The organism is Pseudomonas sp. GL_103 (assembly GCF_057835175.1).
The window spans coordinates 2,766,977-2,782,632 of sequence record NZ_CM174420.1; the positions used below are offsets into that span (position 1 = coordinate 2,766,977).

The 15,656-nt window shown below is 62.5% G+C and carries 9 protein-coding genes; 1 reads left to right on the forward strand and 8 read right to left on the reverse strand.

The genetic code is table 11. The features are described 5' to 3' along the window. Window positions 1-2,232: a 1,4-alpha-glucan branching protein GlgB gene (gene glgB / locus AC3IP0_RS12670; RefSeq protein ID WP_489319495.1), complete on the forward strand. Its 2,232-nt coding sequence runs from the start codon at window positions 1-3 to the stop codon at window positions 2,230-2,232. A 151-nt stretch (window positions 2,233-2,383) separates the two neighbouring features. Here the strand turns inward: glgB and AC3IP0_RS12675 are convergent, their stop codons facing one another. The 8 genes from AC3IP0_RS12675 to glgA form a co-directional block, all read right to left on the reverse strand. Beyond that, window positions 2,384-3,184 (reverse strand): endonuclease/exonuclease/phosphatase family protein, encoded by an 801-nt coding sequence (locus tag AC3IP0_RS12675; RefSeq protein ID WP_489319496.1) that lies wholly within the window; start codon window positions 3,182-3,184, stop codon window positions 2,384-2,386. Window positions 3,185-3,280: 96 nt separating this feature from the next. After that, window positions 3,281-4,039, reverse strand: coding sequence for a PIG-L deacetylase family protein (locus tag AC3IP0_RS12680; RefSeq protein WP_489319497.1), 759 nt, complete (start codon window positions 4,037-4,039; stop codon window positions 3,281-3,283). Between the two features lie 214 nt (window positions 4,040-4,253). After that, entirely contained in the window at window positions 4,254-6,416 is a 2,163-nt protein-coding gene (gene glgX / locus AC3IP0_RS12685; protein WP_489327558.1) for a glycogen debranching protein GlgX, read from the reverse strand. 192 nt (window positions 6,417-6,608) lie between these two features. Beyond that, window positions 6,609-6,926 (reverse strand): DUF2934 domain-containing protein, encoded by a 318-nt coding sequence (locus AC3IP0_RS12690; protein WP_489319499.1) that lies wholly within the window; start codon window positions 6,924-6,926, stop codon window positions 6,609-6,611. 21 nt (window positions 6,927-6,947) lie between these two features. Next, complete coding sequence (locus AC3IP0_RS12695; protein WP_489327559.1) at window positions 6,948-9,743, reverse strand: malto-oligosyltrehalose synthase; 2,796 nt, start codon at window positions 9,741-9,743, stop codon at window positions 6,948-6,950. After that, a complete protein-coding gene (gene malQ, locus AC3IP0_RS12700) occupies window positions 9,740-11,818 on the reverse strand; it encodes a 4-alpha-glucanotransferase (protein ID WP_489319501.1) in 2,079 nt (692 codons plus the stop codon). The genes AC3IP0_RS12695 and malQ overlap by 4 nt, the downstream gene beginning before the upstream one ends. Beyond that, window positions 11,815-13,611: a malto-oligosyltrehalose trehalohydrolase gene (gene treZ / locus AC3IP0_RS12705; protein WP_489319502.1), complete on the reverse strand. Its 1,797-nt coding sequence runs from the start codon at window positions 13,609-13,611 to the stop codon at window positions 11,815-11,817. Before treZ ends, malQ begins: the two co-directional genes overlap by 4 nt. Before the next feature lie 12 nt (window positions 13,612-13,623). Beyond that, a complete protein-coding gene (glgA, locus tag AC3IP0_RS12710; protein WP_489319503.1) occupies window positions 13,624-15,207 on the reverse strand; it encodes a glycogen synthase GlgA in 1,584 nt (527 codons plus the stop codon). Window positions 15,208-15,656 lie beyond the last annotated feature (449 nt).

Here is a 15,656-nt window from a genome sequence, read left to right on the forward strand (position 1 = left end):
ATGAGTGTCTCGAACAAGGAACAGGGTCATCACAAAGAAGCGCTGCTGCCCAGGGCGCGGGATATCGATGCATTGGTACGTGCCGAGCATATCGATCCTTTCGCCATTCTCGGCCCCCACGCTGATGGTGCCGGCGGGCAATTCATTCGCGCGTATCTGCCGGGCGCCCTGAGTGTGCAGGTACTGGCCAGGGACTCCGACGAAGAACTGGGTCAACTTGAAGCCACGCAGACACCGGGGTTATTCGTCGGGCATTTCGATCGAGCGCAAGCGTACCTGCTACGCACCCGTTGGGCCGGCGGCGAGCAAACCGCAGAAGATCCTTACAGCTTCGGCCCGTTGTTGGGCGAAATGGATTTGTACCTGTTTGCCGAAGGCAATCACCGCGACCTCAGCGGATGCCTGGGCGCGCAACTGAAAACCGTGGACGGCGTCGACGGCGTGCGTTTCGCCGTGTGGGCACCGAATGCCCGGCGGGTGTCGGTGGTCGGCGATTTCAACGTCTGGGACGGGCGCCGGCATCCGATGCGCCTGCGTCATCCCACCGGTGTCTGGGAATTGTTCATCCCGCGCCTGCAAGCCGGGGACACCTACAAATACGAGATTCTCGGCGCCCACGGCATTCTGCCGCTGAAGGCCGATCCCGTGGCGCTGGCCACCAGCCTGCCACCGGACACCGCCTCGAAAGTCGCCTCACCCTTGAACATCGACTGGCAGGACCAGGACTGGATGATGTCCCGGGGCGACCGGCAGCGGGTGACGGCGCCGTTGTCGATCTACGAATTGCACGCCGGCTCGTGGCAATGCGAACTGGACGACCTGGGTGAAGTGGCCCGCCAGTACACCTGGCCCGAACTGACCGAGCGGCTGATTCCCTATGTCAAAGACCTGGGCTTCACCCACATCGAACTGATGCCGATCATGGAGCACCCGTTCGGCGGTTCGTGGGGCTATCAGTTGCTGTCGCAATTCGCGCCGAGTGCGCGCTATGGCACGCCGGACCAATTCGCCGCGTTCATCAACGCCTGCCACCAGGCCGAACTCGGGGTGATTCTCGATTGGGTGCCGGCGCATTTCCCCACCGATATCCACGGCCTGGCCCAGTTCGACGGCACGGCGCTGTACGAGTACGGCAACCCGCAGGAAGGGTTCCATCAGGACTGGGACACGCTGATCTACAACCTGGGTCGCACCGAAGTGCACGGCTACATGCTGGCGTCGGCGCTGCACTGGCTCAAGCATTTCCATGTCGATGGCCTGCGGGTCGATGCGGTGGCCTCGATGCTCTACCGCGATTACTCGCGCAAGGCCGGCGAGTGGGTGCCGAACCGCCATGGCGGACGGGAGAACCTGGAAGCCATCGACTTCCTGCGTCACCTCAATGACGTGGTGGCCCTTGAAGCGCCCGGTGCGCTGGTGATCGCCGAGGAATCCACCGCATGGCCGGGTGTCAGCCAGGGCACGCAACAGGGCGGCCTGGGCTTTGCCTATAAATGGAACATGGGCTGGATGCACGATTCGCTGCATTACATCCAGCAGGACCCGGTGTATCGCGCCCACCACCACAACGAGCTGAGTTTCGGCCTGGTGTATGCGTGGTCCGAGCGCTTCATCCTGCCGATCTCCCACGATGAAGTGGTGCACGGCAAACACTCGCTGATCGACAAGATGCCCGGCGACCGCTGGCAGAAATTCGCCAACCTGCGGGCCTACCTGAGTTTCATGTGGGCGCATCCGGGCAAAAAGCTGTTGTTCATGGGTTGCGAATTCGGCCAGTGGCGCGAGTGGAACCATGACCAGCAACTGGACTGGTACCTGTTGCAATACCCCGAGCACAAAGGGGTGCAGAAACTGGTGGCCGACCTCAACCGCTTGTACCGCGAAGCGCCGGCGCTGCATGAGCAGGACGATGTGCCACAGGGTTTCCAATGGCTGATCGGCGATGACGCGATCAACAGCGTTTATGCGTGGATGCGCTGGAGCAAGGACGGCGAGCCGGTGCTGGTGGTGGCCAACTTTACGCCGGTGCCACGCGAGGCTTATCGCGTCGGGGTGCCGTTTGCCGGGCAGTGGAACGAGGTGTTCAATAGCGATTCGTCCATCTATGCCGGTTCCAACTACGGCAACAGTGGGGGGGCGGTTGCCGAAGAGGTGCCGAGCCATGGCCAGGCATTGTCGCTGGTGCTGAATTTGCCGCCGTTGGCGGTGTTGATGTTAAGGCCACAGGGCTGATCCGAAGTCGGCGGTGCTGCTATTCGCGGGCAGGCCCGCTCCCAGACGGGTTTTGAGTCCGACATCAATCCAGTGTGGGAGCGAGCCTGCTCGCGAAGGGGCCGGTGCAGTAGCCGCCCACACTTGGCACCTGGCAATGAATGGCCGTGATTCACAGATGCACTTCCACCGCCAGCGGCAAATGGTCAGACAGGTGCGTCCACGGCTTGTTTCCCAGTATTTGTGGCTCATGGCTGCTGGCGTTGCGCAGATAGATGCGATCGAGGCGCAGCAAGGGAAACCGCGCCGGGTAGGTTTTGGCCGGCCGACCAAGGTGGCGTTCGAAGGCTTCGTGCAGGTAATCGCGGCGGGCAAGGGTGGCATTGCCTTGCATCTGCCAGTCGTTGAAGTCGCCGGCAATGATCACCGGCGCATCATCCGGCAGGGATTCGAGGAGTTGACAGAGCAATTGCAACTGCAGCTGACGATGGCTTTCCAGCAGGCTGAGGTGAACGCAGATGGCATGCACTTCGCTATGCCCCGGCACGTCCAGCACGCAATGCAGCAAGCCACGGCGTTCCGGACCGGTAATGGAAACATCCAGGTTTCGATACTCGCGGATCGGGTATTTCGACAGTAAAGCATTGCCATGATGACCGTCGGGATAGACGGCATTGCGTCCATAGGCGAAGTCGCTCCACATGCTGTCGGCAAGGAATTCATATTGCGAGGTTTGTGGCCAATCGTTGTAGCGGGAGGAGTGGCGGTCGTGCTCGCCGACGACTTCTTGCAGAAACACCAGGTCTGCCGACGTACTGCGCACCGCTTCACGCAACTCGGGGAGGACGAAACGCCGGTTGAGTGCGGTAAAACCCTTATGGGTGTTGACTGTCAGCACGCGAAGCCGATGAATCGCCGGGGGCGTGTTCAAGGGTGTCGATTCGGCTGCCTGCTGTTTTGAATGACTGGCCACTTGCACTCCTCTGACTCAGGGCTGCTTATGTATGCGACTGATGCGACGGCAGGCAGTTCAGTCCGATGGGCTGCGCCGAACCGATAATCGATGATTTCATACCAACACGATTTCATAAGGCAAACGGATACGCTCCAGCAGTGGCCGGGTCAGCGACGGTGCGAGGCCGATGGCCGGTTCGCCGTCCAGTTGGCTGGCGTAGGCATGGGTGGCGTGGCTCTTGCGGGCGACCGTCCAGGTATCGAGGCGCACCTTGCGGGCACGGTGCCAGGGAATCAGCTCCCGGTCCCGTGCCGGCCAGTGCCAGGCCCAGAACGGTACGTCGTTGTAGGTGGCCCCGGTACTGGCCGCCGCCCTGGCGCTGGCGCGGCCAACGGTGTCGTGGTCGACGTTGCCGTCCTGGCGCCAGGTGCTGAACACCACATCACCGGGGCGCAGGTAGCGTGTGATGAATTGGGCGATCTGGTCTTCGTGCTCCACCAGGGCGTTGTCGGTAAACCCGCCACGAATCCACTTCAGGCTGTGCATCGGCAACCCGAGCCGGCGGATGGCTTCCACGCTTTCCTGGGGACGAAATACGCTGAGGCGTTTTTCCGACCACTGCCGAGAGCCCGGATGGCTGGCGCTGCCGTCGGTGATCGAGATCAATTGCAGCGGGTGGCCGAGGTTGCTGAGCAATTGCAGCAGGCCACCGCAGGTCACGACTTCATCGCCGGGGTGCGGGGCAATGAGCACTGCGCGTGCGCCGGTGGGCACCAGCGACTGGGTACTGATGACCGGAATGCTGTCCAGTTGCGGGGCGCTGTTCCAGATCTGTGATGGCAGGCTGGCTTCGCTCAGGGAAACGGGTTTCATGGTGGATACGTCCTTGTTCTGCGTCGCCTTCAGTCGTGCATGGGACAAGCCCGGCAGACCCGTGAGGGCTCGTTGATAGCGGTGCGACAAGCCAAACCCTGGATTGCCGCGAATCGAGTATTGCCCATGTATCGCTATTCGTCGCGCCGCGAGCCTGTCCAGAATGATTTTTCCGCTCTGCGGTGTAGTGGCCATAAATGCCTGTAGGTTTTTTTTACTCTTCTTCCTCATGCTGCAACTCGAACAGCAGCAACGAGCGGCCGGTGACCGAGTACTCGTGGCCAAACTCGAAGCGCTCCTGGCCACGGATCGACGGCTGGTTGGTGTCGATCATGCAGGTCCAGAAACCGCCGTCAGGCACTTCCGGTAGCCGGAAATTGACGATGTCGTGATGCGCGTTGACCACCAGCATCAACGTCGCGTCGATGCCTTTGCGGCGAATGCCGGTTTCCTGGGCGCGGCCATCGAGCAGCATGCCCAGGCAACGATTGTGCGCATCGTGCCAATGCTTGGTGGTCATTTGCGTGCCGTCCGGCGCCAGCCAGGTCACGTCCTTGACGCCGATGTCCTCGTTGTAATTGCCCACCAGGAAACGCCCGCGCCGCAGGACCGGGTAGGTCAGGCGCAACTTGATCAGGCGTTTGACGAACTTGAGCAGGGCCTTGCCGTCATCGCTGAGGTCCCAGTTGACCCAGCCGATCTCGCTGTCCTGGCAGTACGCATTGTTGTTGCCGTCCTGGGTACGGGCGAACTCGTCGCCGGCCACCAGCATCGGCGTGCCCTGGGCCAGCAGCAGGGTGGCGAAGAAATTGCGCATCTGCCGATGGCGCAGCGCGTTGATGTCGGGATCGTCGGTGGGGCCTTCGACGCCGTGGTTCCAGGACAGGTTGTTGTTGCTGCCGTCCTGATTGTCTTCGTCGTTGGCTTCGTTGTGCTTGTCGTTGTATGACACAAGGTCGTTGAGGGTGAAGCCGTCATGGGCGGTGACAAAGTTCACCGATGAGTAAGGCCGCCGACCACGTTGATTGAACATCTCCCCCGAAGCGGTCAGGCGGCTGGCAAAGTCCGCCAGTTGCCCATCGTCGCCTTTCCAGAAGGCGCGCACGGTGTCGCGGAATTTGTCGTTCCACTCGACCCAGCCCGGCGGAAAGTTGCCCACCTGATAACCGCCGGGGCCGCAGTCCCAGGGTTCGGCGATCAGTTTGACCTGGCGCAGCACCGGGTCCTGGCGGCAGGCCACGAGGAAGCTGTGGCGTTCGTCGAAACCGTCGTGGTAACGGCCCAGGATGGTCGCCAGATCGAAGCGGAAGCCGTCCACGTGCATCTCCGAGGCCCAGTAGCGCAGGGAGTCGGTGACCATTTGCAGTACGCACGGGTGGCTCAGGTCCAGGGTGTTGCCGGTGCCGGAATCGTTGATGTAGAAGCGCTTGTCATCGGGCTTGAGGCGGTAGTAGGACGCGTTGTCGATGCCGCGCATGGACAGGGTCGGGCCTTGCTCGTTGCCCTCGGCGGTGTGGTTGTAGACCACGTCGAGGATCACCTCCAGATTGGCTTCGTGCAGGTGCGCAACCATTTCCTTGAACTCGGCAATCTTGCCACTGGCCAGGTAACGCGGGTCGGGGGCGAAGAACGCAATGCTGTTGTAACCCCAGTAATTGGTCATGCCCTTGTGCAGCAGATGCTGGTCGTTGACGAACGCATGGATTGGCAGCAGCTCCACGGTCGAGACGCCGAGCTTGCGGATGTGCTCCACCACATCATCGACCATCAACCCGGCAAAGGTGCCGCGCAGGTTTTCGGGGACGGCAGGGTGACGCATGCTGAAGCCGCGCACATGGGTTTCATAGATGATCGTCTTGTCCCACGGCACGCTGACCCGATGATCGTGGCCCCAGGTGTGCGCCGGGTCGATGACCTTGCATTTGGGCACGAAGGGCGCGCTGTCCCGTTCATCGAAGCTGAGGTCGGCGTCGGGGTGGCCGATGGTGTAACCGAACAGTGCTTCGGACCATTTCAGCTTGCCCACCAGTTGTTTGGCGTAGGGGTCGATCAGCAGTTTGTTGGGATTGAAGCGATGGCCGTTGGCCGGGTCGTAGGGGCCGTAGACGCGATAGCCGTAGATCAGCCCCGGATGGGCGTCGGGCAGGTAGCCGTGGAAAATCTCGTCGGTGTATTCGGGCAGTTCGATGCGTTCGAGCTCCACCTCGCCGGCGTCGTCGAACAGGCACAGTTCAACCTTGGTGGCGTGGGCGGAAAACAGGGCGAAGTTGACGCCCAGGCCATCCCAGGTGGCGCCCAGCGGAAAGGGCAGGCCTTCGCGGATTCGTGTCGTTTCGGCACGAGGGGCTGGCGCGGAGGCTTTCTTCGGACTGGTCATAGGTACTCCTGGGTAAAAATACTCGCTGATCAGCACCGCAACCTGTGGGAGCGGGCTTGCTCGCGAAAGCGGTATGTCAGACAAAATTGATGTCGACGGATACTCCCTCTTCGCGAGCAAGCCCGCTCCCACAGGTATGTTTTTGGGCACGCGATCGCGTCACGAGCCCAATCAGGTCAAACGCCGTGCGGATCAAACCGCCGGCGGTTTTCGCGCAGCCCGGGGCTTTTTCTCAACAGCTTTTTCTCCCGGCGGGATCACCTTCGAAGCCGCCGCCGGTTTGGCCCTGGTTTTTGGCGCGGCGACCTTGGCATCGCCAGCCTTGCCGTTGGCCGTTTTGCTGACTGGGGTTTTCGCAGCTGCCTTGGCCGGTTTTTTCGGGGCCAGGGCTTCGGCTTCCGCCAGTTTGCACGCCATCTCCCAGTGGCGGGCTTCCTGACCTTCGGGTTTTCCTTCGGATTCCCAGATCTGATAGGCGAATTCGCGGATGCGTTTATCGTCGGTACTCATCGTAATGCTCCTGAACTGAACTCAAGTGTGGGCAGTTTGAAAAATGAGGTTGACCGGGAAATCCCCCAGCGCGGCGCTGATCAGCAGCTCCCTGTGTTTTGTGACTGTGATGCCGGAAAAAAGTCCCTGCAGATGTTCGTCAGGGACGGTGAACGGCAATTTGACCCGGGTATCGCCCCACAGCGGCGCGTGGACCTGTGGTTGGGCACTGTTTTTCAGCAGATCGGCACAACGTATCGGCACAATCACGATGGCGCGTTTTCCCTCCCGTTCACGGACAAATCCCAGCACTCGATGGGCCTCGCAGCCCACCACTTCCAGGGCCTGGTAGGTGCCACGCCGAAACAGCTCGGCATGCTCGGCGCGCAGGCTCAACGTGCGCGCAATCAAGGCTTGCTTGATGCGCCCGTCACGCCAGTTCTGCAACAAGTCCGGCAGGTCCACCGTTTGCCGCAGTGCCTGCTGGCGGCTGGCGTAATCCACGGGGCGACGGTTGTCCGGGTCGACCAGGCTGAAGTCCCAGAAATCGTTGCCCTGATACAAATCCGGTACGCCGGGCACGGTCATGCGCAGCAAGGTTTGCGCCAAACCGTTGAGTGCGCCGGGGGCGGCAATCGAGCGGGCGGCCTTGGCCAGGGCGGTCCGCAACAACTCGCCTTCGGGGCTCAGCAACAGGCGCTGGATGAAGTCCTCGGTCGCTTGCTCGTAAGGGTCATTGGACGCAGTCCAGCTGCTTTGCAGTTTGGCTTCGCGCAGGGCCTTGCGTTGCCACTGCCAGAGGCGTTTTGCGTAGTCCTCGAGGGCCGAAGGATGATCGATCCCCAACGCCAGCGGCCAACTGCCGAGGGTCGCCTGGTACAGAATCAATTCATCCCCCGTCGACGGCATTTGATCGTCGTTGCGCAAGGGCCGGGCGAGGGCGCGCCACAGGCCGATCTGGTCGGCGTACCAGCCGCTGCGCTCGCTCAGTACCGCCAGCCGCGCTCGTGAATCTTCCCCGCGCTTGTGGTCGTGGGTGGCGCTGGCCAGCAGATTGTCCGGGAAGGTGTCGAGGCGCTCGATGCAGGCCTGATGAAAGTCGGCGAGCGGTGCGCTGAACTGTTCGGTGTTGAAGCCAACGTCATTGCGCGACAGCAGGACCGCCGAACGATAGAGCGCGGTGTCTTCCACCGCTTTCGCCGCTGTCGGCGAGGTCAGTTGCTGGAAACGTACGCAGGCGTGCTTCAGGCGTTTGCGTTCGCGACCGGCCGGGCGCTGCCGCCAGGGTTCACCGCCGAGCCAGCCGGCCAGGCAGTCGAGCACCGGCCAGTCCGCTTCGCCGAGGGTTTGGCGGGCGCCGTCCATGGCCTGGCGGAAAAACATCTCGTCCTGGTCCGAGCGGCCAAGGGGGCTGATGTAGGTGCGGTACACCGGGAAGTGCACGATCAGCGCCTGCAAGGCCCGGCGAATGGCGCCGAGGGTCAGGTCGCGGGTCATGAGGTTGTCCCGGGCCATTTGCAGCAAGGCCTGGGCGACGCTTTCGAAATCTCCGGCCAGGGAACCGCTGAGGATTTGCTGGCGGGCCAGTTGTGCTTCCTGGCCGAAGTCGGCGGGCCGCTCGCTGAGACGGTGCCAGAGTTCGGCCAGTGTCTGCGCGCCCCGTGGATCCTGTTGCAGCAGTGACAACTGGTTCATGAATTCGTAGCCGGTGGTGCCGTCCACCGACCAGTCGCGATGCAGGGTTTCGCCTTCGCCGAGGATCTTTTCGACGTAGATGGGCAGGTGGCGGCCCGCCGACAGGCTGTCCACCCGGCGGCGCAGCTTGCGGCAGTAGCCCCGTGGGTCGGCGAGGCCGTCGATGTGGTCGATGCGCAACCCGTCGATCAGCCCTTCAGCCACCAGTTGGAAGATCTTCGCGTGGGTGGCTTCGAACACGGCGGGACGCTCGACGCGCAGCCCGCCGAGTTCATTGATATCAAAGAAGCGCCGCCAGTTGATGTCATCGGCGGCGGTGCGCCAACTGGCGAGGCGATAGCTCTGGCGCTCCAGCAGGTTGTGCAGGCGCTGGAAGCCTTCGCCGGTCAGTGAGTCGTAATTGTTCAGATGCTGCTCAATGGCGTGGGCAAGGGCCGGGTCACTGACCAGATCGCGAAGTTCTGCTTTCAGCGGTATGGCGAGGCTGTGGGCGTCGGTCTGGTAGCTCAGGGTGCTGAAGCGATCGGCCAGGTTTTTCAGTTGTTCGGCCTGTTGCGTATCGAGCGGTGCATCGGCCCTGAGCAGTTCCCCGTAATCGCTGGGGCAAATCGGAAAGCGGTGTTCGTAGTGCTCGACATGGAAGCTGCCGTGCCAGGCATCGAAGCGCAGGGGCAGGGTGCCGTCCTGCAACGCGACGCCGTAGTCGCTACCGAGAAACGGCAGGAGCAACTGGCCTTCCATCAACGGGTCGAGTGAGTGCCACTGGATGTCGAAAAACTCGCCGTAGGGGCTCAGGCGTCCCCACTCCAGCAAATCCAGCCACCAGGGATTGTCACTGCCGCCGACCGCCATGTGGTTGGAGACGACGTCGAGGATCAACCCCATGTTGTGCCCGTGCAAGGCACTGACCAGGCTGCGCAGCGCCGTCTCACCGCCCAGTTCCGGATTGACCCGGGTCGGGTCCACCACGTCGTAGCCATGCATCGACCCGGCGCGGGCACGCAACAGCGGGGAGGCGTAGACATGGCTGATGCCGAGACGGGCGAAATACGGCACCAGTGGCACCGCATCTTCGAGCGTGAAGCCTTTGTGAAATTGCAGGCGCAAGGTGGCGCGCAGTGGTCGGGTCGGCACTTGGGTCATCGATCACGCTCGGCCGCCTGGAGCCGCGCACAGGCGAGCAGTTCCAGGCGTCGCGCGGCATCCGCGCCATCGAGCAGGGCTTCGCTGTAGCCCGGCAAGCGCCGCGACCAGTTGGGGTGGGTGTCGATGGTGCCGGGCAGGTTGGCTTGCTGTTCGACACCCAGGGCATCTTCCAGGGGCAGCAGCACCAAGGGTGCCCGGGTATGACCGAGGAAGCGCACGCTGGCATCGAGCACCTGGTCGGTTTCGTGGGACTCTTCGCGAAAGTTCTGCGGGTCCTGGCTCAACGCCCGGCGCAGGCCTTCGCGCTCGCGCTCGCGGTGCTGGCGCCATTCGATTTCACCGCTGGCATCGACCATGCCGAGCCGGGCGTTCCAGTCGATATCGCGGCCATGCCACCAGCCGTTGAGGGTGGGCAGGTCATGGGTGCTGGTGGTGGCCAGGGCATTATCCGGCCAGTCGAGGATCGGCTTGAAGTGGGTGTTGTCCTGCTCGAACAGCAATACCCGCATGCCCAGCATCGCGCGGGCGATGAGTTTCTCCCGCAGGCCGTCCGGTACGGTACCGAGGTCTTCACCGAGGACGATGGCCTGGTGACGATGGGATTCCAGGGTCAGCAGACGCAGCAGATCATCCACCGGGTAATACAGGTAAGCGCCGTCCGCCGGCGGCGAGCCGTTGGGGATTACCCACAGACGCTGCAAGCCCATGACGTGATCGATGCGCAAGCCACCGGAGTGGGCAAAATTGGCCCGCAGCATTTCGATGAAGGCCCGGAATCCATTGCGCACCAGGCCTTCAGGGGAGAACGCGGAAATCCCCCAACCCTGGCCCGTGCGGTTGAGAATGTCCGGCGGCGCACCAACGGTGAGGGCGGCGAGCAGTTCGTCCTGACGGCTCCAGGCCTGGCTGCCGCCGCCGTCGGCGCCAACGGCCAGGTCGGCGATCAGGCCGATACTCATGCCGCTGGCGCGGGCGGCGGTTTGCGCACGCTCCAGGCAGCGCGTGATCAGCCACTGACAGAAGGCGAAAAAACCGATGCTCCCTGCATTCTCTTCGGCGAAGGCCGCCAGTTCGGCGCTGCGCGGATTGCGCCAGGGTTCGGGCCACTGCCGCCAGTCGAGGTGTTCACCCCGGGCGGCGCGCGCCTCCTGGATGGCTTCGAAGCGGCAGTGGTTTTCCAGCGCTTCGCCGGCGGCGTGACGGAAACTGCTGAAGTCTTCGTGCAAGGGGTGTTCACCCTGGACGAAACCTTCGTACAGCGACTGCAGCAACCGATGCTTGGCTTCGGCGGCGGCCGGCCAGTCAATCAGCGGACGCTCTTCCAGCGCCTTGAGTTCAATCGCCAGTCCGGTTGCATCAATGGCGGTACGCAGCGCGCGTTCGCCGAGAATGGTGCCGGGGGCGCAGTAAAGGCTGTTGAGAAATAAGCGGCTGGACGGCGAATACGGGCTGTAGCGTTGGGTGTCACTGGAAAACATCGCATGCAACGGGCTGATCGCCAGCGCCTCGGCGCCACGCTCACCGGCCACCCGGGCGAGGTCCTCCAGTGCCTGGGTGTCACCAAACCCGCCATCGCCGGGGCGGCGCAATCCATACAACTGCACGCTCAGGCCCCAGGCGCGGGGGATCGGATTGTCCACGGCATCGGCCACGCTGTAGCAACGGGCCGGGGCCACGGCCAGGGTGAAGTTTTGTCCGTCGATGCTGACCTGTTGATAGCCGACCGGTACCAGCCCCGGCAGCACCGCGTTGGTGTCGAGTTTCAGGTTGAGCCGCGAACCGTCCTCGAGGTGGATTTCGCAAGGGGTTTGGGGCTCGAAATAACGCGCCAGGTCCAGGCCCGCCCCGACATCGGCGGTGATCAATGGCGGCAAGTGATGGGTCTGTTGCACCGCTTGCAGTTCCAGCAGGCTGGCATCGATTTCCTGGGCACTGCCGGCCGGGTGGCCAAGGCCGGTCAGCACGTTGCGCAACACGGATGGCGCGACTTTTTGCGGGCGGCCGTTGGCGTCGAGCCAATCGACAGCGAGGCCGGCACGGCTGGCCAGGATTTCCAGTTGCGCATCACTCATGGACGCTCTCCAAACGAGGTAGCAAAGGGGGCTGCGGCGGCGAGGCTGACGAGCGCGCAATACGCGGCAAGGGTGTTTTGGTCGTGCAGGTCGGGGCTCTGTGGCGGGTATTCGAACAACCGCGTGGCACCGGTCTGTGAGGTGTGGACTACGGGCCTGGCGCTGAGGTTCAGGTCAATGCGCAGTTGGCTGCCATCGCCCAAGCGCCAGGATGCACTGATTGCGCCTTCGCCCAGCACATCGGCTCCCAGTGCCTGGGCGCCGGGCAGGCGCGGGATGATGTGCCGATGACGGATTTGCAACAGTCGGCGATACAGGTCGTGTATCTCGCAATGGCCGGTCGATGACAGGACCGGGCGGGACGCTGCAAACGTCTGCGGATCGTTCGGGTCCGGAATGTGTTCGCGCAGGTTTGGGTCGGCAAAGGCGCTGAACGCCGCGAACTCGTTGCGCCGGCCGTCGCGAACCTGTTTGGCCAATTCACCGTGATGACTGGTGAAAAACAGGAAGGGTTGCTCGACGGCAAACTCGTCGCCCATGAACAGCAGCGGAATCATCGGCGACAACAGCAGCAACACCGTGGCGGCCCGCAGCGCTTGCGGGTGGGCGAGTTGATGCAGGCGCTCGCCGAACGCCCGGTTGCCGATCTGGTCGTGGTTCTGCAAAAACAGGATGAATGCACTGGGCGGCAGATGCCCGCTGGGTTCACCCCGCGCCACACCATGGCGGTTGAGATGGCCCTGGAACACGAAACCCTGGCTCAGGCAGCGCGCCAGTTGTTCGGTGGGGTTTTGCGCGTAATCGGCGTAGTAAGCGTCGGTTTCGCCGGTCAGCAACACATGCAGGGCGTTGTGGCCGTCATCGTTCCATTGCGCGTCGTAACCCTGTTCGAGCAGGCTGGCCTGGTTGTGTTCGTTCTCCACCATCAGCCACACATGCCGCGCCGGTCCCGTCTGCTGGCGCACCCGTCGTGCCAGCTCCTGGAGGAAATCCGGGTCTTCGATGGCGTGCACCGCGTCCAGGCGCAAACCGTCGAAACGGTATTCCAGCAGCCACATCAAGGCATTTTCAATGAAGAAGTCCCGTACTTCGCGACGGCGCAAGTCGATGGCCGCGCCCCACGGCGTGTGTTTGTCTTCGCGAAAAAAGCCCTTGGCATAACGATGCAGGTAATTGCCGTCCGGGCCGAAGTGGTTGTAGACCACGTCGAGAATCACCGCCAGGCCGTGGCCGTGGGCGGTGTCGATCAAGTGCTTGAGCTGCTCGGGTGAACCGTATGAAGCCTGGGGCGCGTAGGGCAGGACGCCGTCATAACCCCAATTGCGCTCACCGGGAAACTGCGCGATGGGCATCAGTTCGATCGCGGTCACACCCAGTTCGACCAGGCGTGCCAGATGCTGCTCGACGGCACTGAAGCCGCCGAGCGCACCGACATGCAACTCGTAGATCACCGCTTCGCTCCACGGCCGTCCCAACCAGGCACTGTGTTGCCAGGCATAGGCCAGCGGATCGACCACCACGCTGTGCCGGTCGATATCGCCGGCTTGAGCGCGGGAGGCCGGGTCGGGCACTTCCAGTTCGCCGTCGATGCTGTAGCGGTAGCGCGTGCCCGCCGCGCATCGGATGTTGCTCACGAACCAGCCGTCGGCCTGGGGCAGCAACGGCAAGGATTGTCCATTTTCCAGTTCGACACTGACGTAGAACGCATCTGGCGCCCACAACGCGAATCGCGTGTGCTCTGCGTCCAGCATGATTGCGCCGTGGGGCCAGGTCTCAAGGGTCCGTAACGGCATCTTGAAAGCCTCTTACTGTTTGTGCGATTTCCCCAATGCTTTAGCCACAAGCTGCTCGTAGAGCTCGGCGTAGGGTTCGACCGCCTTGCACCAGTTGAACGGCGCCGCCATGGCCCGGCAGCGCATCGCGTGCAGCAGGTCGGGAAAGGCGAACACCTTGAACGCGCGGCTCAGGGCTTCCTGGTAGCTCTGCACCGTGGATTCATCGAACAGGAAACCGGTCACGCCGTTTTCGATGGTGTCGGCCAGGCCACCGGTATTGCGCGCCACCGGCAACGAGCCGAAGCGCTGGGCGTACATCTGGCTCAGGCCGCATGGCTCGTAACGCGAAGGCATCAGCAGGAAGTCGCTGCCGGCGAACATGCGCCGGGCGTCGGTTTCGTTGAAGCCGATGCGCACGCCGATCTGCCCGGGGAAACGCAGGGCCAGTTCGCGCATCGACTGTTCTTCTTCCGGCTCGCCGCGACCGATGATCGCGATCTGCCCGCCGTTTTTGACAATGTACTCGGACACCGCTTCGGTGAGGTCCAGGCCTTTCTGATAAACCAGCCGCGAAACCACCGCAAACAGTGGACCTTCGGAATCTTTCAGGCCGAACAGTTCGCGGACATGGGCGGCGTTCACGGCCTTGCCATCCCAGTCGCCGATGTTGAACGGGCGGAACAGGTGCGGATCGGTCGCCGCATCCCAGCTTTCATCGATGCCGTTGGGAATGCCGCTGAGCAGGCCTTGCTGGGTCTTGGCGGCGAGAAAACCGTCCAGGCCGCAGCCGAAATCCGGGGTGGTGATTTCCTGGGCGTAGGTCGCGCTGACCGTGGTGATGTGGCTCGAATAGGCCATGCCGGCCTTGAGGAACGACATCTTGCCGTAGAACTCCATGCCTTCCTGTTGCAGCGCGTGATGGGGAATGCCCAGTTCGGGGCACGAGCCCAGGCTGGTCACGCCTTGATAGGCCAGGTTGTGAATGGTGAACAGCGTCGGTGTGCGCTGCCCACGCCAGTGCATGTAGGCCGGGGCCAGGCCGGCTGGCCAGTCGTGGGCGTGCACTAGGTCCGGGCACCAGTGGATCTGCGCGAGGTTGGCGGCAATATCGGCGGCCGCCAGGCCCAGGCGGGCGAATCGGATATGGTTGTCCGGCCAGTCGCGGCCGTTGTTGGCGCCGTAAGGTGAACCTTCGCGCTCGTAGAGTTCGGGGCAGATCAGTACGTAAATGACCAGACCATCGGGCATGTCCATGCGCCCGATCTTGCACGGTGGCAACGCCGCATGACCGCCAAGCTCACCGATGATATGGATGGGGTTCTCGCTGTGCAGCACCTGCGGGTAACCGGGGATCAACACCCGTACATCGTGCAGATGGGCCATGGCCCGTGGCAGCGCCGCGGAAACGTCGCCCAGACCACCGGTTTTCACCAGGTCGGCAATTTCCGAGGTGACGAACAGGACTTTCTTACGGTTCGGATTGTGCTTGGCTGCCGGGGTCAGGGTCCTGGTGCCTGGAACGCTGACGGGTTGGGTGTTTGCGGCAGTAACGGCGCTCGATTCGCCGACCTGATGAGCACGCTCTCCCTGTATTTCCAAAGCCGTACTGATCATATGAATCTCCCGTGTTGTTGATCTAATTCTTAGGTCTGGCAAACGGTGTTTCATGGCCGATTCCCGTGGCCGGCGCAAACGCGCTGCGCATCAGTGAGCAAGCGCTGCCCAATGCGTCGAAGCAAAAGGGTTGAATCAGCCGTTGCAAAGATTGCACCAGTCGCAACGCACCTTCTTGTCAGAGGACCGATCGGGATTGGAAAAAGTTTCGACTATTTTTCCATTTTGTGACCGACCGGTTTCGCTTTGAGAAAGTGAGTCTAGGCCAGAACTTAGAGCGGTAAAGGGCAGATGGCAAAATTGTTCGACAATCGGTTTGTAGCGGTACGGACGTGCCTGATCGAGGTGCAAACGCCCCGACGAAGTGCATGTTTTTTTGCGTTTCTGGCTCAAAAAGTCACTGGGCAGTCACATAAATGTGCGAGGTGATTTATCAGGCGCGCACCGTT